The organism is Embleya sp. NPDC050493 (assembly GCF_044458105.1).
Taxonomy (GTDB): Bacteria; Actinomycetota; Actinomycetes; order Streptomycetales; family Streptomycetaceae; genus Embleya.
This window is the reverse complement of record NZ_JBITHP010000015.1, coordinates 34,787-59,130: the sequence shown is the minus strand read 5'-3', so window position 1 is coordinate 59,130 and position 24,344 is coordinate 34,787. Positions and strand designations below refer to the sequence as shown.

The 24,344-nt window shown below is 71.2% G+C and carries 22 protein-coding genes; 19 read left to right on the top strand and 3 right to left on the bottom strand.

Annotated features, from left to right (window positions below):
* Nucleotides 1-14: 14 nt before the first annotated feature.
* The 11 genes from ACIBM5_RS26685 to ACIBM5_RS26635 all read left to right on the top strand — a co-directional run bounded on the left by ACIBM5_RS26685 (nt 15) and on the right by ACIBM5_RS26635 (nt 11,436).
* Nucleotides 15-1,196 carry a cytochrome P450 gene (locus tag ACIBM5_RS26685; RefSeq protein ID WP_396009150.1) on the top strand — a complete coding sequence of 394 codons (1,182 nt, stop codon included), beginning with the start codon at nt 15-17 and terminating at the stop codon, nt 1,194-1,196.
* A gap of 196 nt (nt 1,197-1,392) precedes the next feature.
* Entirely contained in the window at nt 1,393-1,827 is a 435-nt protein-coding gene (locus ACIBM5_RS26680) for a hypothetical protein (RefSeq protein ID WP_396009149.1), read from the top strand.
* Between the two features lie 64 nt (nt 1,828-1,891).
* On the top strand, nt 1,892-2,830 hold the full coding sequence (locus tag ACIBM5_RS26675) for a Rossmann-like and DUF2520 domain-containing protein (protein WP_391586431.1): 939 nt from the start codon (nt 1,892-1,894) through the stop codon (nt 2,828-2,830).
* Nucleotides 2,827-3,687, top strand: a complete 861-nt coding sequence (gene panC, locus ACIBM5_RS26670) for a pantoate--beta-alanine ligase (protein ID WP_391586432.1) — start codon at nt 2,827-2,829, stop codon at nt 3,685-3,687. The genes ACIBM5_RS26675 and panC overlap by 4 nt, the downstream gene beginning before the upstream one ends.
* Nucleotides 3,684-4,115, top strand: coding sequence for an aspartate 1-decarboxylase (gene panD / locus ACIBM5_RS26665; RefSeq protein ID WP_396009148.1), 432 nt, complete (start codon nt 3,684-3,686; stop codon nt 4,113-4,115). The genes panC and panD overlap by 4 nt, the downstream gene beginning before the upstream one ends.
* Nucleotides 4,112-5,761, top strand: a complete 1,650-nt coding sequence (locus ACIBM5_RS26660) for an L-aspartate oxidase (protein ID WP_396009147.1) — start codon at nt 4,112-4,114, stop codon at nt 5,759-5,761. Before panD ends, ACIBM5_RS26660 begins: the two co-directional genes overlap by 4 nt.
* Nucleotides 5,758-6,648, top strand: coding sequence for a carboxylating nicotinate-nucleotide diphosphorylase (gene nadC / locus ACIBM5_RS26655; RefSeq protein WP_391586435.1), 891 nt, complete (start codon nt 5,758-5,760; stop codon nt 6,646-6,648). Before ACIBM5_RS26660 ends, nadC begins: the two co-directional genes overlap by 4 nt.
* Nucleotides 6,649-6,758: 110 nt before the next feature.
* On the top strand, nt 6,759-7,547 hold the full coding sequence (locus ACIBM5_RS26650; protein WP_020549599.1) for a type III pantothenate kinase: 789 nt from the start codon (nt 6,759-6,761) through the stop codon (nt 7,545-7,547).
* 90 nt (nt 7,548-7,637) lie between these two features.
* On the top strand, nt 7,638-8,918 hold the full coding sequence (locus tag ACIBM5_RS26645) for a hypothetical protein (protein ID WP_396009146.1): 1,281 nt from the start codon (nt 7,638-7,640) through the stop codon (nt 8,916-8,918).
* 253 nt (nt 8,919-9,171) lie between these two features.
* Entirely contained in the window at nt 9,172-10,680 is a 1,509-nt protein-coding gene (lysX, locus tag ACIBM5_RS26640; RefSeq protein ID WP_396009145.1) for a bifunctional lysylphosphatidylglycerol synthetase/lysine--tRNA ligase LysX, read from the top strand.
* Nucleotides 10,681-10,806: 126 nt separating this feature from the next.
* Entirely contained in the window at nt 10,807-11,436 is a 630-nt protein-coding gene (locus tag ACIBM5_RS26635) for a GDSL-type esterase/lipase family protein (protein ID WP_396009144.1), read from the top strand.
* 58 nt (nt 11,437-11,494) lie between these two features.
* On the opposite strand, the gene ACIBM5_RS26630 is transcribed toward ACIBM5_RS26635, so the two are convergent.
* Nucleotides 11,495-12,349, bottom strand: a complete 855-nt coding sequence (locus tag ACIBM5_RS26630) for a M23 family metallopeptidase (protein ID WP_396009143.1) — start codon at nt 12,347-12,349, stop codon at nt 11,495-11,497.
* A 315-nt stretch (nt 12,350-12,664) separates the two neighbouring features.
* Here ACIBM5_RS26630 and ACIBM5_RS26625 point away from each other — a divergent pair, with 315 nt between their 5' ends.
* From ACIBM5_RS26625 to ACIBM5_RS26610, 4 genes are all read left to right on the top strand, one after another.
* Nucleotides 12,665-13,021 carry a BlaI/MecI/CopY family transcriptional regulator gene (locus tag ACIBM5_RS26625; protein ID WP_396009142.1) on the top strand — a complete coding sequence of 119 codons (357 nt, stop codon included), beginning with the start codon at nt 12,665-12,667 and terminating at the stop codon, nt 13,019-13,021.
* A 162-nt stretch (nt 13,022-13,183) separates the two neighbouring features.
* Nucleotides 13,184-14,053 carry a DUF11 domain-containing protein gene (locus ACIBM5_RS26620; protein ID WP_396009141.1) on the top strand — a complete coding sequence of 290 codons (870 nt, stop codon included), beginning with the start codon at nt 13,184-13,186 and terminating at the stop codon, nt 14,051-14,053.
* A gap of 221 nt (nt 14,054-14,274) precedes the next feature.
* On the top strand, nt 14,275-14,784 hold the full coding sequence (locus tag ACIBM5_RS26615) for an amino-acid N-acetyltransferase (RefSeq protein WP_396009140.1): 510 nt from the start codon (nt 14,275-14,277) through the stop codon (nt 14,782-14,784).
* A gap of 230 nt (nt 14,785-15,014) precedes the next feature.
* Entirely contained in the window at nt 15,015-15,356 is a 342-nt protein-coding gene (locus ACIBM5_RS26610; protein ID WP_396009139.1) for an Lsr2 family protein, read from the top strand.
* A 112-nt stretch (nt 15,357-15,468) separates the two neighbouring features.
* Here ACIBM5_RS26610 and ACIBM5_RS26605 read toward each other — a convergent pair whose 3' ends face one another.
* Entirely contained in the window at nt 15,469-16,182 is a 714-nt protein-coding gene (locus ACIBM5_RS26605; protein ID WP_396009138.1) for an SCO3374 family protein, read from the bottom strand.
* Nucleotides 16,183-16,642: 460 nt separating this feature from the next.
* On the opposite strand from ACIBM5_RS26605, the gene ACIBM5_RS26600 reads away from it, so the two are divergent.
* The gene (locus ACIBM5_RS26600; protein ID WP_391586445.1) at nt 16,643-19,165 is read left to right on the top strand and encodes an ATP-dependent Clp protease ATP-binding subunit; all 2,523 of its coding nucleotides are present in this window, start codon (nt 16,643-16,645) and stop codon (nt 19,163-19,165) included.
* Nucleotides 19,166-19,294: 129 nt separating this feature from the next.
* On the opposite strand, the gene ACIBM5_RS26595 is transcribed toward ACIBM5_RS26600, so the two are convergent.
* Nucleotides 19,295-21,475 carry an MMPL family transporter gene (locus ACIBM5_RS26595; protein ID WP_396009272.1) on the bottom strand — a complete coding sequence of 727 codons (2,181 nt, stop codon included), beginning with the start codon at nt 21,473-21,475 and terminating at the stop codon, nt 19,295-19,297.
* 144 nt (nt 21,476-21,619) lie between these two features.
* Between ACIBM5_RS26595 and ACIBM5_RS26590 the strand changes: the two genes are divergently transcribed.
* The 3 genes from ACIBM5_RS26590 (at nt 21,620) to ACIBM5_RS26580 (ending at nt 24,321) form a co-directional block, all read left to right on the top strand.
* Nucleotides 21,620-22,309, top strand: coding sequence for a TetR/AcrR family transcriptional regulator (locus ACIBM5_RS26590; protein WP_396009137.1), 690 nt, complete (start codon nt 21,620-21,622; stop codon nt 22,307-22,309).
* A 74-nt stretch (nt 22,310-22,383) separates the two neighbouring features.
* Nucleotides 22,384-23,136 (top strand): SDR family NAD(P)-dependent oxidoreductase, encoded by a 753-nt coding sequence (locus ACIBM5_RS26585; protein ID WP_396009136.1) that lies wholly within the window; start codon nt 22,384-22,386, stop codon nt 23,134-23,136.
* Between the two features lie 144 nt (nt 23,137-23,280).
* Nucleotides 23,281-24,321, top strand: a complete 1,041-nt coding sequence (locus ACIBM5_RS26580) for an NAD(P)-dependent alcohol dehydrogenase (RefSeq protein WP_396009135.1) — start codon at nt 23,281-23,283, stop codon at nt 24,319-24,321.
* Nucleotides 24,322-24,344: the final 23 nt, after the last annotated feature.

Below are 24,344 nucleotides of genomic sequence, written 5' to 3'. Positions count from 1 at the left end.
GCGAGGGAGATGCCATGACCGTCACACCCATCCCGACCGGACCCGATCTCTACAGCCCCGATCTGTACATGGACGGCCCGCCGCACGAGCTGTTCGCCGAGTTGCGCCGCACCGACCCCGTGCACTGGCAGGACATCCCCGGACAGCCGGGCTACTGGGCCGTGCTCCGGCACGCCGACGTCGAGTACGTGTCGCAGAACCCGGCGATCTTCTCCGCCGAGGCCGGCGGGATCATCCTGGAGGACCTCGAACCCGAGCGGCTCGAAGCCCTGCGCGGCACGCTGCTGTCGATGGACCCGCCCCGCCACCGCGCCTACCGCAAGCCGCTGGTGAAGTCCTTCACCGCGAAGGTGGTCGGCGGCATGGAGGACCGGATCCGGACCATCTGTCGGGAGATCCTCGCGCGCGTGGGCACCGGTGAGGTCGAGTTCGTACACGACGTCACCTCCAGCCTGCCGACCCAGGTGATCGGCGAGCTGATGGGCCTGCCGCCGGCCGACTGGGACCACATCCACGCGCTCGCCGAGCGCAACACGGCGGGCGAGGGCGGCGGGGCGGCAATCGAGATGGCCCGCTACGCGATCGGCTTCGCCGCCTCGCGCCGGGCCGAGGAGCCGCGTGAGGACGTCACCTCGCTGATCCTTGAGTCCGAGTTCGGCGGCCGGATGATGACCGACCTCGACTTCGGCCAGTTCTTCGTGCAGCTGGTCACGGCGGGCAACGACACCACCAAGACCATGCTGTCCGCCGGGCTGCACGCGCTGTTGACCCACCCCGAGCAACTCGCGGCACTGCGCGCGGACCCGGCCCTGGTCCCGGGCGCGGTCGAGGAGATCCTGCGCTGGGCCAACCCGCTGCACTACTTCCGCCGGACCGCCACCCGGGACACCGAGCTGCGCGGCGTGCCGATCAAGGCGGGCGACAAGGTGGCCATGTACTACACCTCCGCGAACCGCGACGAGGAGGTGTTCACCGACCCGCAGCGCTTCGACATCACCCGCAGGCCCAACCCGCACCTGTCCTTCGGCTTCGCCGAGCACTTCTGCCTGGGCGTGCACATCGCGCGGCTGGAGGGGCGGGTGTTCTTCGAGGAGCTGCTCGCGCGATACCCCACGATCGAGGCGACCGGTGAGCCCGAGCGGCTGCGCTCGAACCTCAACAACGCGCTCACCCGACTGCCGGTCCGCCTCGGGTAGCGCCGGGGTGACTTTCGGTGACCGGCGGCCGGGTCGCCCGGGGCCCGCCCCGGCAGGGCCCGGCCGCCGGGTCCTCGGCACGACGGGAGGCATGCGAAGGCGGTCGAAAGGGGACACATAAGCGACCGACTCGGGGAAAGAAGAGGGCCGAACCCTCGCCCCTGGTCAATCGTCACCGGTCTCCGGGAGGCTCCCCATGGGAAGCCGTCAGCTGGTCATACGCGCGGGTCGACGCTGTGCGCTCGCGGTCGCCGCGGTCGGAATCGTCGCGGCGGCCGGGGCCCTGGACGCCGGCCCGCCCCCTTCGCCGTCACCCGAGCGCAGTAGCGCCGCATCGGTGGAATCGACCGCCGACACGGACCGCTCGACCTCCTCCACCTACACGCTGCAGACCCAGGGCGGCCCGCGCAGCGTCCGGGTGGCCCGGGTGGTCACCGGCACGATGTTGTTGACCGGCCTCGTGCTGACCGCGCTCGGCGCGATCGGCATGCGCGGGCCCGAGCTGATCCGACGCAAGGTCGTGCACCGCGTCGTCCACCAGGCGGGCTCCACCCGCTATCGGTGGGCACCGCCGGGCCCGCTGCCGACCGACCTGCCGACCAACCCGGGGACCGGCTCGCGCGGCGCGTGAGTACCCTGATCGGGCCAGTACTCGTCCGGTACCCGCCGCGGACTGGAACGGAAGGCTCGCTCGCGTGAACAACGACATCACCGCACGTCCGCATCCACACGGCCGCTCGCCCGACCCCGCCGACCGCCCCGCGCGGCTGCGCGTGGGAGTCGTCGGCGCCGGCCGCGTCGGCCCGACCCTGGCCGCCGCCCTCGCCCTCGCCGGGCACTCGGTGGTGGCCGCCTCCGGCGTATCGGAGACCTCCCGGCGCCGCGCCGAGGACCTCCTGCCGGGTGTTCCGCTGGTCACCCCGCAAGAGGTGATCGCGGCCTCCGACCTGACCCTGCTGACCGTGCCCGACGACGCGCTCGAAGCGCTCGTGCAGGGCCTGGCCGAGACCGGTGCGATCAAGGCCGGTCAACTCCTGGTGCACGCGTCGGGCCGCTACGGCGTCGACGTCCTGGAACCGGCCACGCGCGCCGGTGCGCTCCCGCTCGCGCTGCACCCGGTGATGACCTTCACCGGCAGCACGATCGACCTCGAACGACTGGTCGGCTGCTCCTTCGGGGTCACCTCGCCCGAGCCGCTGCGCCCGGTCGCCGAGGCGCTCGTGGTGGAGATGGGCGGCGAACCCGAGTGGATCGAGGAGCGCGACCGCGCGCTCTACCACGTGGCCCTGGCCAACGGCGCGAACCACCTGGTCACCCTCGTCGCGCAATCGATCGAACTGCTCGGCGCGGCCGGCGTCCGCGCCCCGGGCCGCATGCTCGGACCGCTGCTCGGCGCCGCCCTGGACAACGCGCTGCGCGCCGGCGATCAGGCGCTGACCGGCCCGGTCGCGCGCGGCGACGCGGGCACCGTGGCCGCGCACGTGGCCGAACTGCGCCGGGTCTCGCCCGAGGCGCTGGCCGCCTACGTGGCGATGGCCCGACTGACCGCCGACCGGGCGCTGAACGCCGGCCTGCTCAAGGCCGAGGCGGCCGAGGCGCTGCTGGGCGTGCTGGCCGAGGGAGGCCGGCCGTGACCGCCGTACGGGTGGCCCGGACCGCGGCGGAGCTCACCGAGGACACCAGGCCGTACGGGTTGCGCGCCGTGGTGATGACGATGGGCGCGTTGCACCAGGGCCACGCGGCGCTGATCCGGGCGGCACGCGAGTTCGTCGGTCCGACCGGCCACGTCGTGGTCACCGTGTTCGTCAACCCGCTCCAGTTCGGCGCGGGCGAGGACCTGGACCGCTACCCGCGCACCCTGGACGCCGACCTGGAACTGAGCGGGGAGGCGGGCGCCGACGTGGTGTTCGCGCCCTCGGTGGACGAGGTCTACCCCGGCGGCGAGCCGCGGGTGCGGATCGCCGCCGGACCCACCGGCGCGGTACTCGAAGGGGCCTCTCGACCCGGCCACTTCGACGGCATGCTCACCGTGGTCGCCAAACTCCTGCACCTGACCGCACCGAAGGTCGCCTTCTTCGGCGAGAAGGACGCCCAGCAACTCGCGCTGATCCGGCGCATGGTGCGCGATCTGAACTTCCCCGTCGAGATCGTGGGCGTGCCCACCGTCCGCGAACCCGACGGGCTGGCCCGGTCCAGCCGCAACCGCTACCTGTCCCCGGCCGAGCGGGAGATCGCGCTCTCGCTCAGCCGCGCGCTCGACGCGGGCGCCCGGCGCGCCGGCGACGGTGCGGACGCCGTGCGCGCCGCCGCCGAGGACGTGCTGCGCGCCGTGCTGGAACCCGACTATGTGGAGTTGGTCGACATCGACGACTTCACCCCGGTGGCCGCCGACCACGTCGGCCCGGCGATCCTGGCGATCGCGGCCCGCGTGGGCGCCACCCGGCTCATCGACAACGCCCGCCTGAAGATCACGGGAGTCCCCCGGTCATGATGCGCACGATGTTCAAGTCCAAGATCCACCGCGCGACGATCACGCAGGCGGACCTCCACTACGTCGGCTCGATCACCATCGACGAGGATCTGCTCGAAGCCGCCGACATCCTCCCCGGCGAACTGGTGCACGTGGTCGACATCGACAACGGCGCCCGCCTGGAGACCTACACGATCGCGGGCCCGCGCGGCACCGGCGTGATCGGCATCAACGGTGCCGCCGCACGCCTGGTGCACACCGGCGACCTGGTGATCATCATCGCCTATGCCCAGGTCACCGACGCCGAGGCGCGGGCGTTGAAGCCGCGCGTGGTGTTCGTGGACGCGGCGAACACGATCACCGGAACCGGTCACGACCCGGCCGAGGCCCTTCCCGGTGGCGAAACGGTACGCGGCGACCGCGTGGTCGGCGACCGGGTCGCGCAATGAACACGCCCGCACTTCCCGCGCGCCTGGCCGCCCCCGATCCCGGGTGGAGCGTGCGCGCGGACGTCATCGTGGTCGGCTCCGGGGTGGCCGGCCTGACCGTCGCGCTGCGGGCGCGCCGGGCGGGCCGGGTCCTGCTGGTGACCAAGGCACAGCTCGACGAGGGCTCCACACGCTGGGCGCAGGGCGGGATAGCGGCCGCGCTCGGCGAGGGCGACAGCCCCGAACAGCACCTGCACGACACGCTCGTGGCCGGCGCCGGGTTGTGCGCCGAGGACGCGGTCCGGGTCCTGGTCACCGAGGGTCCGGACGCGGTGCGCCGACTGATCGACACCGGCGCCGAGTTCGACCGGGGACCGGACGGCGACGTGCTGCTCACCCGCGAGGGTGGTCACCTGCGCAACCGGATCGTGCACGCCGGCGGCGACGCGACGGGTGCGGAGATATCGCGGGCGCTGGTCGCCGCCGTGCAGGCCACGCCGGACATCGAGGTGATCGAGAACGCGCTCGTGCTCGACCTGCTCAAGGACGCCACCGGGCGCGCCTGCGGGGTCACCCTGCACGTGATGGGCGAGGGCGCGCGGGACGGGGTCGGCGCCGCCCTGGGGCGCGCCGTCGTGCTCGCCACCGGCGGCATGGGCCAGATCTTCTCCTCCACCACGAACCCGTCGGTGTCCACCGGCGACGGGGTCGCGCTCGCGCTGCGCGGCGGGGCCGAGGTCACCGACCTGGAGTTCGTCCAGTTCCACCCGACCGTGCTGTGGCTCGGCGCGGGCGCCGAGGGCCAGCAGCCGCTGGTCTCCGAGGCGGTCCGCGGCGAGGGCGCGCACCTCGTGGACGCGGCCGGCATCCGGTTCATGACGGATCGTCATCCACTCGGCGAACTGGCCCCGCGCGACGTCGTGGCCAAGGGCATCATGCGCCGGATGGCCGAGACCGGCACCGAGCACATGTACCTGGACGGCCGGCACTTCGGCGCGGAGATGTGGAAGCACCGCTTCCCGACCATCCTGGCCGCCTGCCGTGCCCACGGGATCGACCCGGTGACCGAGCCGATCCCGGTGGCGCCCGCCGCGCACCACGCGAGTGGAGGCGTACGCACCGACCTGCACGGTCGGACCAGCGTGCCGGGGTTGTACGCGTGCGGCGAGGTGGCCTGCACGGGTGTGCACGGCGCCAACCGGCTCGCGTCCAACTCGCTGTTGGAGGGCCTGGTCTTCGCCGAGCGGATCGCGGCCGATCTGGCCCGGGACATGCCGCCGTTCGCCGCGCCGGTCGCCCCCGAGGGCCCGGCGGGGCTGCTCGGCGAGGAGGTCCGGCTGCGCCTGCAACGCGCGATGACCTCGGGCGCCGGGGTGCTGCGCAACGCGGCCGGCCTGGCCGACACCGAGGAGGCACTGTCCGCGCTGGCCGCCCGGACCAGCACCGATCCGTGCACTCGGACGTGGGAGACCACCAATCTGCACCTGGTGGCGAGCGCGCTCGCCCGGGCCGCGCTGATCCGCGAGGAGACGCGCGGTTGCCACTGGCGCGAGGACCGCCCGGACCTCGACGATGCCGCGTGGCGCGGCAACCTGGTCACGTCGCTGCGCGAGGGCGCCCTGCACGTCGCCTACCAGGCACTCGAACCCAAGGAGTCGACCGCGTGAGTACCGCCCAGCTGTCCGCCGATCTCACGTCGCGCCTGGCCGAGGCCGGGCTCGACCCGCTCGCCGTCGCCGCGCTGGTGACCGCCGCCGTCGCCGAGGACCTCGACGGCGGCGTGGACGTCACCTCGGTGGCCACCGTGCCCGAGGACGCGCGCGGTCACGCCGAGTTCACCGCCCGCGGATCGGGCGTGGTCGCGGGCCTCCCGGTCGCCGAGGCGGTGCTCGAACTGGTCTGTGGAGCCGACCTGGTGGTCACCCGGCACGTCCGGGACGGCGACGCGGTGACCCCCGGCACGGTGCTGTTCACCGCCGAGGCGAGCACCCGCACGCTGCTCACCGCCGAGCGGGTCGCGCTCAACCTGCTGTGCCGGTTGTCCGGCGTGGCCACCGCCACCCGCGCGTGGGCGGACACGATCGAGGGCACCGGTGCCTCGGTCCGGGACACCCGCAAGACCACGCCGGGGCTGCGCGCCCTGGAGAAGTACGCGGTGCGCTGCGGCGGCGGGGTCAACCACCGGATGTCGCTGTCCGACGCGGCGATGGTCAAGGACAACCACGTGGTCGCCGCGGGCGGCGTCGCCGAGGCGTTCAAGGCCGTGCGGGCGGCCTTCCCGAACGTGCCGGTCGAGGTCGAGGTGGACCACCTCGACCAGATCCCGCCGGTCCTGGACGCGGGCGCCGACCTGATCCTGCTGGACAACATGACGCCGGACCGCATGCGCGAGGCGGTGACCCTGGTTGCGGGCCGGGCCCGCCTGGAGGCCAGCGGCGGCCTCACCCTGGCGACCGCCCGCGAGGTCGCCGAGACCGGCGTGGACTACATCGCGGTCGGTGCGCTCACCCACTCCGCCCCGATCCTGGACGTCGGCGTGGATCTGCGCGCCTGAGCGACCGGTACCGTTCACCGGATCAGCCCGTCCCCGCCCCGCCGCTCTTCCCCTTCCGAAGCCGCGCTCCGTCCCCCACGGCCCGAGCCAGAACACCAAGGACGCCCACGATGTTGCTCACCATCGACGTCGGTAACTCGCATACCGTGCTCGGCCTGTTCGACGGTGACGAGATCGTCGAGCACTGGCGCATCTCGACCGAGGCCCGGCGGACCGCGGACGAACTCGCCGTCGTCCTCGCGGGATTGCTCGGCCAGCACCCGCTGATCGGTGCCGACGGCATCGACGGCATCGCGATCTGCTCCACCGTGCCGTCCGTACTGCACGAAATGCGCGACATGGTGCGGCGCTACTACGGCGACATCCCCACGGTGGTCGTCGAGCCCGGGGTCAAGACCGGCGTGCCGGTGCTGATGGACAACCCCAAGGAGGTCGGCACCGACCGGATCATCAACGCGCTCGCGGCGGTCAAGCTGTACGGCGGCCCGTGCGTGGTGGTCGACTTCGGCACCGCGACCACCTTCGACGCGGTCAGCACCAAGGGCGAGTACGTCGGCGGCGCGATCGCCCCCGGCATCGAGATCTCGGTGGACGCGCTGGGTGCCCGCGGCGCGCAGTTGCGCAAGATCGAGCTGATGCGCCCGCGCAGCGTGATCGGCAAGAGCACGGTCGAGGCGATGCAGGCGGGCATCCTGTACGGCTTCGCCGGGCAGGTGGACGGCGTGGTCAAGCGCATGGCGGCCGAACTGTCCCCGGACGACCCGGACGCGGTCACCGTGGTGGCCACCGGCGGGCTGGCCACGCTGGTTCTGGGCGAGGCCTCGGTGATCGACGTGCACGAGCCGTGGCTGACCCTGATCGGCCTGCGCATGGTCTACGAGCGCAACGCGGCGGTCTGAGCGGAGCCGGCCTCGCGGCCGGCTCCATATCGGAAAAACACACGCATCAAATAAGCCGGATTGTCCATCTCGCCACATACAGTGCGTGGTATGCCGACGCCACATGGTGACCAGGGGATGGCCTTCAGCGCGCACGAGGTGCGGGTACTGCGCCGCGCGTTGGCCGTTGCGCTGCGCGGCGGTCGCGACTCGGTCGACTTCTGGTTGCTCGGCCGGGCGATCGGCGAGGCGCAGGACGAGCGGGAGCGGCTGCGCACGTTCATGACGGCCGAGTTGCGGCGCTATCGGGCCGCACTGCCGGGAACCGCGTCCACGTTCCTGGACTGCCTGCGGAACGCGGTGGACGAGGTCGCGCACATCCCGTCGGCCGAGGACCTGGCCGCCCTGCGGAGCACCGTCGACCTGCCCTGCGGTGAGCGCGAACGGGCAAGCCGCATCGCGCTGTTGCACCGCTGCACCCGGTTGGCCGAGGCCGACCTCGAACAGCGCCTCGTCGCCCGGGCCCACCGCCGCGCCGCCGCCGAGGCAGACCGGGCCACCCGCACCGACCCGTTGGACATCCTGATCCCCACCCGCCCCCGCCCCGCGGCGCAACCCCGACGCCGGGCCCCCTCCGCCGCCCCGCCGCCGGCAACCCCCTTCGCGGCACCACCACTCCCGGAGGCCGCCCCCACGCCGACCACCCACGGCGACCCGGCCGCCCTCGAACCGGCCCGATCGGCGACGGCCGCACCCGAGACGGCCGAATCGGAGACGGCCGAATACCGCGAACCGGCCGAACCCGAGGCAGCCGAATCGGGAGCGAGCGAACCCCAACGGGTCGAACTCGAAGGGGTCGAACTCCAAGGGGTCGAACTCCAAGGGGTCGAACCTCCGACGGTCGAACCCCAAGCCCCCGAACCCCAAGCCCCCGAACCCCAAGCCCCCGAACCCCAAGCCCCCGAACCCCAAGCCCCCGAACCCGAGCCCGCCGAAGCCGGATCCTGCCCACCCGAGCCGGCCGAACGCGAAGCCTGTGGACCCGAGTCGGCAGCCCGGGAGACCCCGGACGACGGGGCTCCGGAGCGCGCAACTCTTGCCCCCGAGCCTGCCGAAGCCGAGTGCGCAGAACCCGAGTGTGCCGAACCCGAGTGTGCCGAACCCGAGTGCGCAGAAGCCGAGCGCGCCGAGCCCGAGCCCGACCCCGCCGAAGCCCGGGCGGCCGAGCCCGACGCGGCCGAACCCGAGCCCGACGCGCCCGACCCCGCCCGACCCTCCACCGGGCCCGCCCCCACCCGGGAAACCCTCTCCCCGGTCATTCCGCACCGCCGTCAGGGCCGCCCCCTCGGCCAACTCCCGGCCCCGGAAATCCTGCACACCGGCACCGGTTGACGCCGCCACACCGAGTTCGGGCGCGGCGTCCGGCCGAAGCCCCGTTCGGCGATCCTTCCGGCCCGGATCCGGCGTACGAGAGCCGGGACGGCTTCATCGCCGACCTCGACCGTCGGAGTCGGCGCCGCCCCCACGCGATCCTCGTCGCAGCCCCGACCGGGAGCCCGCCGCCGGGGTTGTTCCACGGCCGGGCCCTGTCCGGTCCGGCGGATATCGGTTCGGGGAGCCGGTCGGCCATGGGTAGCCTTGTCCCGTGACCGAGCAGAGCGCAGCGCAGCCGCAGATCGACGACCTTCCCGAGCAGATGCGGGTCCGCCGCGACAAGCTCGATCGACTTCGCGCCGAGGGGACCGACCCGTACCCGGTCGGATTCCCCCGCAGCACGACGGTGGCCGCCCTGCGCGCGGAGTTCGACGGTCTCGAAGCCGATGTGGAGACCGGGCGTCGGGTCGGCCTCACCGGCCGGGTCGTGCTGTACCGCACCGGCGGCAAGCTGTGCTTCGCTACCCTGCGCGACGGTGACGGCGACATTCAGGTGATGGTCTCGCTCGACGGCGTCGGCGCCGAGTCGCTGGCGGCCTGGAAGAGCGATGTCGACCTGGGCGACCACGTCGGCGTCGAGGGCCAGGTCATCACCTCCCGCCGCGGCGAGCTGTCGATCATGGTCGACACCTGGGCGATCACGTCCAAGTGCCTGCGCCCGCTGCCGGACAAGCACAAGGGCCTGACCGACCCCGAGGCCCGGGTTCGCCAGCGCTACGTCGACCTGATCGTCAACGACGAGTCGCGTGCGATGCTGCGCACCCGCAGCCGGATCGTGCGCTCGATCCGCGAGTGGTTCGACACCAGGGACTTCCTGGAGGTCGAGACCCCGATGTTGCAGCCGGTGCACGGCGGCGCCACCGCGCGTCCGTTCGTCACCCACATCAACGCGTACGACATGGACCTCTACCTGCGCATCGCGCCGGAGTTGTACCTCAAGCGCCTGGTGGTCGGCGGCGCCGAGAAGGTCTTCGAGATCAACCGCAACTTCCGCAACGAGGGCGCGGACTCGACGCACAACCCCGAGTTCACCATGCTCGAGGCGTACGAGGCGTACGGCGACTACAACACGATGGCCACGCTCACCCGCGAGGTGTACCAGCACGTGGCCCAGGCCGTGTTCGGGACGCACACCTTCCGCTACGGGGACCGCGAGGTGGACATCTCCGGCGAGTGGCGCGAGATCACCGTCTACGGCTCGGTCTCCGAGGCGGTCGGCGAGGAGGTCACCCCCGAGACGCCGATCGAGACCGTGCGCAAGCTCGCCGACGCGCGCGAGATCGAGTACGACAAGGCGTGGGGCCAGGGCAAGCTGGTTCAGGAGATCTACGAGGCGCTGGTCGAACACACCCTCGCCGAGCCGACCTTCGTTCGCGACTTCCCGATCGAGACGTCGCCGCTGACCCGCCAGCACCGCAGTACGCCGGGTGTTGCGGAGAAGTGGGACCTGATCGGCTTCGGCATGGAACTGGGCACCGCGTACTCCGAGTTGGTCGACCCGGTCGAGCAGCGTCGTCGGCTCACCGAGCAGTCGCTGCTCGCCGCGGGTGGCGACGTCGAGGCCATGCAAATCGACGAGGACTTCCTGCGCGCGCTCGAATACGCGATGCCGCCGAGCGGCGGTCTGGGCCTGGGCATCGACCGGATGATCATGGCCTTCACCGGCCGCGGCATCCGCGAGACGATCCTGTTCCCGCTGGTGAAGCCGACCACCGACTGATCCACCCCGGGGCGGGTCCGCCGCTCCGGCGCGGGAGAGCCCTCTCGGTGACCGATCGTCGCCCCCGAGGGGGCTCCTGTCGTATTCCCGGGCGCATCACCCGTTCGTACGCATAGGGTCGGCCGCATGGAAGCAGCCCCCGATCTCCGGATCTGCGTCGCCGGCGATTCGTTCGTCCAAGGCGTCGGCGATCTCGCCGGCGGCGGATGGGTCGGTCGCCTCGCGGCCGAGTCCCGTCGCCGGGGCCGGCAGTTGACCGCGTACAACCTCGGCGTGCGGCTGGAGACCTCGGCCGACGTCGCGGAGCGCTGGTACGGCGAGGCGGTCCCGCGGATGCGGCACGCCGACGGCACCGGCATGGTCTTCGCGTTCGGCGTCAACGACGTCAAGATCGAGCGCGGCCGACGCCGGGTCGGGCACGAGGACAGCGTCGCCAACCTCGACGCGATACTGGACACCGCCACCGGCGCCCGCTGGACCTGCCTGGTCGTCGGCGCGCCGCCGGTCCCCGGCGAGGTGGACGGCGGCGAGGACGCGCTGGCCCTGGAGGACGCCTACGCGAAGACGTGCGCCGCGCGCGGCATCACCTTCGTGCCCCTCCAGCGCACCCTGCGCGAGGACCCCGAGTGGTGGGCGAGCATCGAGGCGTACGGCGACGGGGCACACTGCGACTCGGCCGGCTACGCCAAGCTCGCCGCCCTGATCGCCGTGGGCGGCTGGTGGGACTGGCTGGACTCGCTCGCGGTCGGGAGCTGACGGCTCGGCCGAAGCGCGCACGGCGCCCGCTCGATGCGGGCGCCGTGGGGCAGGGCGATCAGGGCGCGACGCCCTTGCCGGTCAGCCACTTGTTCGGGTCCACGGCCGCGCCGCCCTTGGGATGCACCTCGAAATGCAGGTGCGGACCGGTGGAGTTGCCGGTCGTACCGACGTAGCCGATCACCTCGCCCGCCGTCACCGAGCCGGAGGTCTTCGCGAATCGCGACTGGTGGCAGTACCAGGTCTGGGTGCCGTCGGGGTGGGTGATCACGATCCGGTTGCCGAACGCGCCGGCGGTGCCCGCGGAGGCGATCTTCCCGGCGGCGGCGGCCTTGATCGGCGTGCCGGAACGCGCCGCGAAGTCCAGGCCGGTGTGCGTGTGCGCCCAGCGTGCGCCGCTGTTGCCGAAGCGGCCGGTCAGCGTGTAGCCGGACGTCGGCACGACCCATCCCGAGGCGGCCCGTTCGGCCGCGACCCGCTCGGCCTCGGCCTGCCGCTCGGCCTCCCGAACCCGCTCGGCCTCGGCCTGCTCGGCCTGCTCGGCTTCCGCCTGCTCGGCTCGCTCGGCCTCTCGGGCCTGCTCCGCCTCCGCCCGCGCGGACGCGTCCGCCGCGGCCTGTCGCTCGGCCTCCCGCGCGGCCTCCCGCGCGGCGTCCAACGCCGGGCGCTCCTGCGAGCGGGCCGCGACGTCCGCGCCGCGGCCGGCAAGCCGCTGTGCGATTTCCGGATCGGCGCTCGGCGAGCCGGCCGCCCGCTTCGCGCCCGCGTCCGCGTCCGACCCCGACGCCTGCACCCCGGTGGTGACGGCCATGGCCAGCAGCGCGAGGCCGGCGACCACGGTGACCGGACGGCTCGGACGCAGCGCCTTCAGCCGCGAAAGCCGATCGGCGGACGTGGACGTGGACGTGGACACGGACGTGTGCGGAGCTTCGGGGGAGTGCGGCACGAACACCTCGGGGAATCGACGACTGGGCCGGGATCAGTGGTAACAATCCACCGCACATCGACCAAGTCGTGACGGAGCGGACACTACGCGGCTGCGTAGTAGTTCGTTCCGTGCTCGCGCATACGCCCGAGTCTCGAATCGCCGCATTCGAGGCGCAGGCGAGACGCAGGCGAGCCGAATGCCACGATTCCGGACGAAACCGTGTCTACGATGCCGCGTAGGAGATCGCGCGCCATGCGTGATGCAGCTCACGACGCGCCGAGGTTTCGGGAAGGGGTCGGTATGCGGCGTCTCGGCGAACTCGAGGCCCGGGTGATGCGTTGCATCTGGCGGCTCAATCGCCCGTCGTCGGTGCGCGAGGTGCAGGAGGCGCTGTTGCCGGAACGCGAACTCGCCTATACGACGGTGATGACCGTGCTCGACAAACTCTTTCGCAAGGGTCTGCTGCGCCGCAGGTTGCACGGACGGGCCTTTCGGTACGAAGCCGTGCGCTCGCGGGACGCGTATACCGCCGAGTTGATGCGCGCGGACTGGGCGGCGGGCGACAGTCGCGCCGGGGCTCTCGTGCACTTCGTCGAGGGCATGACGCCGGAACAGATCCAGGCGTTGCGCGACGCGTTGCGGGTCGCCCTGCCCTGAGCCGAATCGACGGCCCGTTCGATGCGGCCCTGGGCTGTTCGGGGGCGTTGCCAATTCGTTCGGCGCAGCTCGCGCCGCCTCGGAGTGCAACTCTGCGTAATCGTATTAATGATCTACGTAAGAAATGCGACTTCTGCACGGCGGAACGGAAAGTGGACCGACATGATGCGAGTGAAAACCCGGACGGGACGCGCCCTCGTGGTGGCCGGCGTCGCGGTGAGCGCGGTGCTGGGCGCCGTTCCGGCCACGGTCGGCCGGGCGGCAGCCGCACCCCGGCAGCAGCCGGACCCGGTCACGAGGTCGTACGAGTGGACCACCGCGAACGGGTGGACCACGTCGCACGGGTGGTCCCTGTGGTCGACCTCGCGCGTGCCCGCACCCTCGCGGTCCGACATGACCGCGCTGGACGACGCGATGGCCGACCTGCGCGGCCAACTCGATCAGCTGCGGGCCACGCTCGGGCAGCGGCTCCAGGACACGCTCGGGAGCCTGATGAGCACGCCGGTCACGTCGCTGCCGCCGGGGGTGACGCTGCCGGACCTGCCGAACCCGGCCGACCTCGGGGTGGACACGACCTCGGTGACGCTGCCGGACCAGCCGCCCACCCGGGCGGTGGACCCGGCCTCGACGGCGAAGCTGGAATTGCGCCGCACGGCCGACCCCGTGCAGGCCAAGCCGGGCGACACGGTCACCCACACGGTGACCGTACGAAACTCCGGCGGCGACGAGGCGAAGTCCGCGGTCGTGCGCAACGCGTTGCCGGCGGGTGTGAAACCGACGAAATCCAAGGTCTCGCAGGGGGAATTCGACGCGGCGACCGGAGTGTGGAAGACCGGCGGGATCAAGGGCGGCTCCGAGGTCACCCTGATTCTCGTGTTCCAGGTGCCGCAAGGCGCGGCCGGATCCGAGATGACGGCGCGATCGAGTTTCGTCAGTGCGCCGGGTGCCAAGCCGGTCATCCGCAACGCGTGTAGCGACGACGCCGAGGCGGCTTGCGCGAGCACGCGGGTGGCCGATTCGAAGACCCGGTAATCACCGGGGGAATCGGTCCATATCCGACCCGATCACTCCACGACGGTGGCGGCGGGCTGCGGGTATCGGTGCCGGATGTATGAAGAACGCGAGGTCCGGGCGGTGCGAAACCCCGCCCGGACCTCCGTCGTCGGTCCGGGTGTTTCCGCTTCCACCGGGGCAGATCGGTGGTAAACAGGGCGGAGCGGCGACGGCTATCGTGATCGCGATAGCGTCAGCCCATGGAAGTGACGATCCGACGTGCCAGAACGTCCGATGTGCGGGCCATTCGACGCCTTGTGGATGGGTACGTGGGGCTGCGTATCCTTCTGGACAAACCCACGGTCACCCTCTTCGAAGACGTGCAGGAGTTTTGGGTCGCCGAGCGGGACGCGGACAGTGAGGTGGTCGCGTGCGGTGCGCTGCACGTGATGTGGGAAGACCTCGCCGAGGTGCGCACTCTCGCGGTGGATCCGGCGTGCCGCGGCCACGGAGTGGGCCACCTCTTGCTCAGCAAACTCCTGGAGACCGCGCGTTGGCTCGGTGTTCGACGGATATTCTGCTTGACCTTCGAGGTCGACTTCTTCGCGAAGCACGGCTTCGTCGAGATCGAGGAGACCCCGATCGACCGCGATGTCTACAGTGAACTGATGCGTTCGTACGACGAGGGCGTCGCCGAGTTTTTGGATCTGGAACGCGTCAAACCCAACACCCTTGGCAACACGCGGATGCTGCTCCATCTCTGGCAGTGATCTCGATCCGCGTAGACCGCGCGAGTGTGGTGGAGATCGCGTGCCCCGCGCCGGCGAACCCCTTGACGCTTCTTGCCCATGACGGTGTGGTGTGCGGGGAAGTCGCAACCACAAACCCGGTAACGTATTGCCGACTCGACGGGTTCCGCGCGGGTGGGTTTGTATTTTCCCGCAGAAAGCGGTTTCCTTTTCTTGAGTTGGTTGAACCCTCCCGATGAAAGGGAATCCTGGTGGCACAGAAGGTCCAGATTCTTCTCGTTGACGACCTCGACGGCGGCAAGGCCGATGAGACGGTGACGTTCGCGCTCGACGGTGTCTCCTACGAGATCGACCTGAGCGCCACGCACGCAGAGCAGCTCCGCGCGGCCCTGACGACCTACGTCGAGGCCGGCCGTAAGACCGGTGGCCGGGTCGCGGCTCGCCGCGGCGTCCGCCAGGTGGCCAAGGGTGGTGCCGCCTCCGGCGACACCGCCAAGATTCGCGCCTGGGCCAAGGAGAACGGCTTTGACGTGAGCGAGCGCGGTCGCGTGCCGGGCAACATCCGCGACGCCTACGAGAAGGCCCACGCCTGATCGTCGACGCCATCATCGAGCGGTGCCCTCCCCCGAACGAACCGGGGGAGGGCACCGCTCATGTCGTTTTCCCGGGGCCGGATCGGCGCCGGGGCCGGTGGCCGGCCGTGGCTCAGGCCGGTACCGGACGGTGGTGGGTCAGCGGCCTCGGCTCGGTGGCCCGCGGCCGCGGGAACAGCCGCACGTGCTGGCACGCGTGCGCCAACGTGCTCAGCAGCCGGGTGACGTCCGGGAAGCGCACGTCCACGTGCAGCACCGCGCCGAGGGCCCCGAGGTCCCCGACGGGGCGCACGCGGCCCGGGTCGACCGGCGGGCGCAACCAGCGCGCGTGCTCCCACGCGCGCGGCCACGGCGCCCGCCAGGTGGCCGGCCACGGCGACGGCGCGGCCACCGTGTCGCCCTCGCCGTACGCGCGCAGGTCCAGGTCCAGATCGGCCCAGTCCAGCCAGTCCAGCAGGGCGGGCAGGTCGCCCGCGACCCCGGGGGCCACGAAGAACTGGATCCGACCCGTGCCGGTCGCGGCCACCGGCCCGACCGGGGCCCCGAGCCGCTCGGCCCGGTCCAGGGCCCGGACGCCGGCCGCCCCGGGAACATCCAGGACGTCGAACCGCACCCCGGCGGCCAGTCGGACCGAGGCCGCCGGGTCGGCCGCCCAGTACCGGGAGAGCGCCTGCGGATCGGTGGTCGCCACCGCGGGCCCGCCCGCCGCGTCGGGCGATCCCGGGCCCGCCGGCCAGCCGAGGGCCCGCGCGTACCAGAGGGCCTCGTCCAACGGACCGGGCACGACGGGCGCCGAACGGGACGCGAAAACAAGGGTGGCTGCCATAACGTGTTCAACTCCGGGACGACAGCGAGGTTACGAAAGGTGATATGGCAACCGCGATGAGTGACATGACGCGCGGCACGGCCGCGCCGAATCTCGCCGAGCGCCCGCACGATTGCCTGCACGGTGGTCGTGACCTGCCGGTATACAGCGGGTGTCGTCCTGGGTATGACCCGGACATGGTGGGGAGTCGGGGAGGCGGAATCGGCGTCGGTGCCGGGGCGAGTGTGTGCCGGAAAAAGCCGCGTTCGCTTCTGGCGTACTCGGAATCGGCCTCAGGACGTGGCCGGCGGGAACACCGACACGCACCATCGGGTTTGACTAGTTGTCCAACGCGGTCCGCAACACGTGGGTCGCACGTCTTCACGGACGAATCGAGCGGTCCTGCGTGCAGGACTAGCATGCGGAAGGACAGGGAGGGGACCGTCCCCGATCTGCACGACCGCTCTGAGGAGCGATAACGATGTTCGAGAGGTTCACCGACCGCGCGCGGCGGGTTGTCGTCCTGGCTCAGGAGGAGGCCCGGATGCTCAACCACAACTACATCGGTACTGAGCACATCCTCCTCGGCCTCATCCACGAGGGTGAGGGCGTCGCTGCGAAGGCCCTGGAGAGCCTCGGCATCTCGCTTGAGGCAGTGCGTCAGCAGGTTGAGGAGATCATCGGTCAGGGTCAGCAGGCCCCGTCCGGTCACATCCCCTTCACGCCCCGTGCGAAGAAGGTCCTCGAGCTGTCGCTTCGCGAGGCGCTCCAGCTCGGCCACAACTACATCGGCACGGAGCACATTCTGCTGGGCCTGATCCGCGAGGGCGAGGGCGTCGCCGCCCAGGTCCTCGTGAAGCTCGGCGCCGACCTGAACCGGGTCCGCCAGCAGGTCATCCAGCTGCTCTCCGGCTACTCCACCGGCAAGGAATCCACCGCGCCGGGCGGAAGCGGCCAGGAGGGGACGCCTTCGACGTCCCTCGTGCTCGACCAGTTCGGGCGCAACCTGACCCAGGCGGCGCGCGAAGGCAAGCTCGACCCGGTCATCGGGCGCGAGAAGGAAATCGAGCGGGTCATGCAGGTGCTGTCCCGCCGCACCAAGAACAACCCCGTCCTGATCGGCGAGCCCGGCGTCGGCAAGACCGCCGTCGTCGAGGGCCTGGCCCAGGCGATCGTCAAGGGCGAGGTGCCCGAGACGCTCAAGGACAAGCAGCTCTACACGCTGGACCTCGGCGCGCTGGTGGCGGGCTCCCGCTACCGCGGTGACTTCGAGGAGCGGCTGAAGAAGGTGCTCAAGGAGATCCGCACCCGAGGCGACATCATCCTGTTCATCGACGAGCTGCACACGCTCGTCGGTGCGGGCGCCGCCGAGGGCGCGATCGACGCGGCGAGCATCCTCAAGCCGATGCTGGCGCGCGGCGAGCTGCAGACGATCGGTGCGACCACGCTCGACGAGTACCGCAAGCACCTGGAGAAGGACGCGGCGCTGGAGCGCCGGTTCCAGCCGATCCAGGTCGCGGAACCGTCTCTGCCGCACACGATCGAGATTCTCAAGGGTCTGCGCGACCGCTACGAGGCGCACCACCGCGTGTCGATCACCGACCAGGCCCTGGTGGCCGCGGCGACGCTCGCGGACCGGTACATCTCCGACCGGTTCCTGCCGGACAAGGCGATCGACCTCATCGACGAGGCCGGCTCGCGGATGCGCATCCGGCGCATGACCGCGCCGCCGGACCTGCGCGAGTTCGACGAGAAGATCGCCAACGTGCGTCGGGACAAGGAGTCCGCGATCGACGCGCAGGACTTCGAGAAGGCCGCGTCCCTGCGCGACAGCGAGAAGAAGCTGCTCGCCGACAAGGCGAAGCGGGAGAAGGAGTGGAAGGCCGGCGACATGGACGTCGTGGCCGAGGTCGACGAGGAACTGATCGCAGAGGTCCTCTCGACCGCCACCGGCATCCCGGTCTTCAAGCTGACCGAGGAGGAGTCGGCCCGTCTGCTCCGCATGGAGGACGAGCTGCACAAGCGGGTCATCGGCCAGAAGGACGCCATCAAGGCGCTCTCCCAGGCCATCCGGCGCACCCGCGCCGGGCTCAAGGACCCGAAGCGTCCCGGTGGTTCGTTCATCTTCGCCGGCCCGTCCGGCGTCGGTAAGACCGAGCTGTCCAAGACGCTCGCCGAGTTCCTCTTCGGCGACGAGGACGCGCTCATCCAGCTGGACATGAGCGAGTTCTCCGAGAAGCACACGGTCTCCCGGCTGTTCGGTTCGCCGCCCGGATATGTGGGTTACGAAGAGGGTGGCCAGCTCACCGAGAAGGTCCGTCGCAAGCCTTTCTCGGTGGTTCTGTTCGACGAGGTCGAGAAGGCCCACCCGGACATCTTCAACTCGCTGCTGCAGATTCTGGAGGACGGTCGACTGACCGATTCCCAGGGTCGGGTGGTGGACTTCAAGAACACCGTCATCATCATGACGACCAACCTCGGTACCCGGGACATCTCGAAGGGCTTCGGCCTCGGTTTCTCCGGATCGTCCGACGTCAAGACCGGTTACGACCGGATGAAGGCGAAGGTCAACGAAGAGCTGAAGCAGCACTTCCGTCCCGAGTTCCTCAACCGTGTCGACGACACGATCGTCTTCCACCAGCTTTCCGAGGAAGACATCATCCAGATCGTCGACCTGATGATCGCCAAGGTGGACGAGCGGCTGCGCGACCGGGACATGGGCATCGAGCTCCGTCCCGCCGCCAAGGCACTGCTCGCCAAGCGGGGCTACGACCCGCTGCTGGGTGCCCGTCCGCTCCGGCGGACGATCCAGCGCCAGATCGAGGACAACCTCTCCGAGAAGATCCTCTACGGCGAGCTGCGCTCCGGGTCGATCATCGTGGTCGACACCGAGGGTGAGGGCAAGGACGAGAAGTTCACCTTCGAGGGCATGGAGAAGGCCCCGCTGCCGGACGCACCGCCCATCGAGGCGACCGGCTCGGGCCCGAACCTGACCAAGGAGTAGTCGGGCCCGCGCGAGACCGCGCACGGCAACGACGGAGGGGCCGCCTCCGGGAATCACTTCCCGGAGGCGGCCCCTTTTTTGCCGACCGAGCCGTCGGCGAACCGGGCAGGGCCGATCGGCCGCGCCGGGTCAGTGCATGCCGTCGGGTACGCGCTCGCCGGTCTCGCTCGCGGCAGCCGACCGGGCCGACGGCACCGCCGGCTCGGTCGACTCGTGCAGGCCCACCCGGTCGTGCACCCGGCGCAGGAACCGCGGGGCGTACCACGCGTGCCGGCCCAGCACGCGCATCGCGGCCGGCACCAGGATGCCCCGGACCAGGGTCGCGTCCAGGAGGATCGCCAGCGCCGCACCGAAGCCGAACAGCTGGAGGAAGCTCACGCTGCTGGTCAGGAAGGCCACGAAGGTCACCGCGAGCAGCGCCGCGGCGGTGGTGACGATCCGTCCGGTGCGGCCCAGACCCTGCCGGACCGCGTCCTCGTCGGACGCGCCGGCGTCGTGCAGCTCCTTGATCCGGCTGGTCACGAACACCTCGTAGTCCATCGACAGCGCGAACGCGATGCAGAACAGCAGCACTGTCATCGAGGTGTCCATGGGCAGCGGGGTGAAGCCGAGCAGGCCGGAGAGGTGTCCGTCCTGGAAGACCCAGACGGTGATGCCGACCGCGGCCGTGATGCTGATCCCGTTCAGGAGCAACGCGCGCAGCGGTTGCAGGACGCTCCCGGTGAACAGGAACAGCAGCACGAACGTGCTGAGCACGATCAACCCGAAGGCGAGCGGCAGCCGGTCGCCGATCGAGGTCTTGGTGTCGACCAGGCGGGCGTCCGTGCCGCCGACCAGGGCCTCGGTGCGGTCCGGTGCCGGGATCGCCCGGACGTCGTGGACCAGGTCCTGGGCGGCGTCCGATTTGGCGGGCAGCGTGGTGACCACGGACAGCAGGCGCGCGTTCGGCCGGATCCGGTCCGGGCCCGCACTGTCCACCCGGGTCACTCCCGGCAGCGTGGCGAGCCGGGCCGCGTAGGCGTCCACCGGGGCCTGGGCGCCGGAGCCGAGCAGCACCACGTCCAGCGTGCGGGTGTCGTCGAGGCTGTAGTCCGCGCGCAACGTGTCGCCGACCTGGCGCGCCTGGGTGTCGGTCGGCAGGACCCGTTCGTCGGGCGTGCCGAACGTGACCCCCAGCAGCGGTGACGCGGCCAGCAGCAACACCGCCAGCACCGGCAGCGCGGTGAGCGCGGGCCGGCGGGTGACGAAGCCGGCGAGCCGCGACCACATCGGCGCCTCCGCGCCCTGGACGCCTCGGACGCCCTTGATCCGCATCGACTCCACGCGCGGTCCGAGCACGGTCAGCAGGGCCGGGGCGACGATCAGCGCGGCGAGCGCGGAGACGATCACCACTCCGATGCCCGCGTACGCGAACGAGCGCAGGAAGTACTGCGGGAAGACCAGCAGCACGGCGAGCGCGGCGGCCACCGTCGCGGCGGAGAACACGATGGTCCGCCCGGCGGTGCGCAGCGTGCCGACCACCGCGTCGTGCAGGTCGTGCCCCGCGTGCAGCAGTTCGCGGTGTCGTGCCACGATCAACAGCGCGTAGTCGATCGCCAGGCCCAGGCCGAGTGCCGTGGTGAGGTTGATCGAGAAGATCGACACGTCGGTCAGGCTGCCGAGGACGAACAACTCGGCGAAGGTGCCCATGATCGCGATGAAGCCGATCACGAGCGGGACCAGGGCCGCGATCAGGCTGCCGAAGGCGAGCACGAGCAGCAGCAGGGTCAGCGGTATCGCGATCGACTCGGCGATCGCCAGGCTCTTGCCGACCTGGCCGTTGACGGCCGGCCCGATCGAGGCGTCGCCGCCGACCCGGACCTCGAGCGGACTGTCCGGGGGCAGCTGTGCGGCCTTGGGCAGTTCGCTGACGTCGTCCTCGACCGAGTGGGCGACGAGCAGCGCGCCGCGGCCCCCGTCGGCCTTGAGCCCGGGCGCGTTGGTGGTCCAGTAGGAGGCCACCTGGTCGAAGCCCGGTACGGCCGCGAGGGACGCGGTGAGGCGGCGGCCGGCCTCCGCGACGGCCGGTGCGTCGACGTTCGAGCCGTCCTTGGCGCGGACCTCGACCACCAGGTTGGGCCGGCCGCCGAAAGTGTTTTTGATCTCGTCCTGGGCTCGGGTGGAGGCCGAGTTCGGCGCGTCGAATCCGCCCGCCTGGAGCTTGCCGAAGGCGCCGAAGCCCACCCCGGCCGAGACGAGCAACAACAACGCGCCGACCACGAGCACCGCGCGTGCCCGGCGGAATACGAGATCCCCCAGTCGTTCGAGCATGATCATCGACCTTCCATGCGGTCCGTGGGGAGACGGCGTGCCAGAGCCGGGAAAGCCATGTTGACGCCGATAACAATGTTTGCATCGATAACTTGGCATCGAATGTGCGCGGTGTCAACATGGGGCTGGATCGAACGGAGAACCATGCCAAGCGAACAAGCGGCCGGCGCCTCCGGTCGCCGCGGATATCACCACGGCGACCTGCGGAACGCGCTGACCGAGGTTGCGGTGGAACGGGCCCGGGCGGGTGGTCCGCAGGCGATCGTGCTGCGCGAGGTCGCGCGCGCGACGGGCGTGTCCTCCACCGCCGCCTACCGGCACTTCGCCAACCATCACGAGCTGGTGGTGGCGGTCAAGGATCGCGGCCTGGCGATGCTCGCGGCGACGATGCGGGCCGAGTTGGCCGAGGGGGAGCCGTGTCCGGATCCGGGCGACGAGGCGCTGCGTCGGCTGCGCGCGGCGGGGCTGGGCTACGTGCGCTTCGCGTTCGCCGAACCGGGCCTGTTCCGGACCATCTTCCACGGCGTCACCGAGGGCGAGCGGATGATCGGTCGCCGGCAGGCGGCTCGGGCCGCGGGCGACGACGAGGGGCATCTGCCCGGGACACCGGACGAGTCGGAGGAGTCCTACTCGCTGATGTCCCAGGCGCTGGACGAACTGGTCGCGCTCGGACGACTCCCCGCCGAGCGGCGCAAGTACTCGGACGTGGTGATGTGGTCCGCCGTGCACGGCCTGAGCGTGCTGCTGCTGGACACCGAGCTGGCCCACCTCCCGGACGAGATCAAGGCGGACATCGTCCGGCGCGGCATCGACGTGGCCCTGAGCGGTCTGTGAGGCCGGGCGCCGCCATCCCCCATTAGGTCCCGTCCGACGGGCGCCGGCGGTCGCCCGCTCGCAGGATCGAAGGCATGAGCGCCGACTTCGCAACCAGGACCGCCATCGTCACCGGTGCCGCCTCGGGCATCGGTGCCGCGATCGCCCGCCGGCTCGCCGCCGACGGCGCAAGCGTCGTGGTCGCCGACCTCGACGACGCCGGTGCGGCCCGGGTCGCCGCCGAGATCACCGAGGCCGGCGGAACCGCCCGGGGTATGCGAGTGGACGTGGCCGAGCCGGAATCCTGCGCCGCGCTCGTGCGGGCGACGGTGGAGGCGTTCGGCGGACTGCACCTCGCGGTGAACAACGCGGGCATCACCGGCCCGCACGCGCACACCGGCGAGTACCCGACGGACGGGTGGCGCAAGGTGATCGACATCAACCTGAGCGGCGTCTTCTACGGGATGCGCCACCAGATCCCGGCGATGTTGGAATCCGGGGGCGGCGCGATCGTCAACATGGCGTCGATCCTGTCCTCGGTCGGTTTCCCGAACGCGGTCGGCTACGTGGCGGCCAAGCACGGCGTGCTGGGCCTGACCAGGACCGCCGCGATCGAGTACGCGCAGCGCGGGATCCGGGTCAACGCGATCGGCCCGGGCTTCATCGAGACCCCACTGCTGAAGGAATCCGACGCCGAGGCGCACGCCGCACTGGCCAGGCTGCATCCCATGGGCCGGCTGGGCACGGTCGACGAGGTGACCGAACCGGTCGCCTTCCTGCTCTCCGATCGGGCCTCCTTCGTCACGGGCAGCTACCACCTGGTGGACGGCGGCTACACCGCGCCGTAGCGCCGGGCGCACGGATACCCCGCCCCGGTAATCCAATCGGTTGGCGAGTAATAGCCTGACCATTGACGTCGCCGGCCCACCGTGCCACCCGAGCACCACCCGGGTACCCACGTGGGGGCCGGTACGCCGGAAAGGGAGAAACCCATGAAGGCCGTCCAATACGTCGAGTTCGGCAAGCCGGTCGAGGTGCGGGAGATCCCCGCGCCCGAACCGGGCCCCGGACAGGTGCTGCTCGAGGTCACCGCCGGCGGTGTCTGCCACTCCGACATCTTCGTGATGAGTCAACCGCCGGGAACCTTCGGCCCGAACGCCCCGCTCACCCTCGGCCACGAAGGCGCCGGCATCGTGGCCGCCCTGGGCGAGGGGGTCACCGGCTTCGACGTCGGCGACGCCGTCGTGGTGTACGGACCGTGGGGCTGCGGCGCCTGCCACGCCTGCGCGCAGGGCAAGGAGAACTACTGCACGCGCGCCGCCGAGTTGGGCATCCGTCCGCCCGGGCTGGGTGCTCCCGGCGCGCTCGCCGACTACGTGCTGATCGACGACGCCCGGCACCTGGTCCCGATCGGCGACCTGGACCCGGTGCAGACCGTTCCGCTCACCGACGCCGGGCTGACCCCGTACCACGCGATCAAGCGCTCGCTGGACAAGCTCCACGCGGGCAGCACGACCGTGGTCCTGGGCGTCGGCGGCCTCGGCCACATCGGTGTGCAGCTGCTGCGCGCGTTGTCCGCCACCCGGGTGATCGCCCTGGACGTGAGCGAGGACAAGCTGGAACTGGCCCGCGCCTCGGGTGCGCATCTGGCGATCAGGTCCGACGACAAGGCCGCCGACATCGTCCGCGAGGCCACCGACGGCGTCGGCGCGCAGCTCGTGCTGGACTTCGCGGGTGTCCAGCCCACCGTCGACCTGGCCGCGAAGTGCGCCGCCACGGAGAGCGATCTGACCATCGTTGGCATCGGCGGCGGCACTCTCCCGGTCGGCTTCGGCCTGATCCCGTTCGAGTGCTCGGTCAGCACGCCCTACTGGGGCACCCGCGCCGAACTGATCGAACTGATCGAGCTGGCCCGGCGCGGCGCGGTGAGCGCGCAGGTGGAGAAGTTCCCGCTCGACCAGGCTCCCGATGTGTACGACCGGCTGCACCACGGCCGGATCAACGGCCGCGCCGTGCTCGTTCCGGGGGCCTGACTCGGGCACCGAGCCACCTGCGG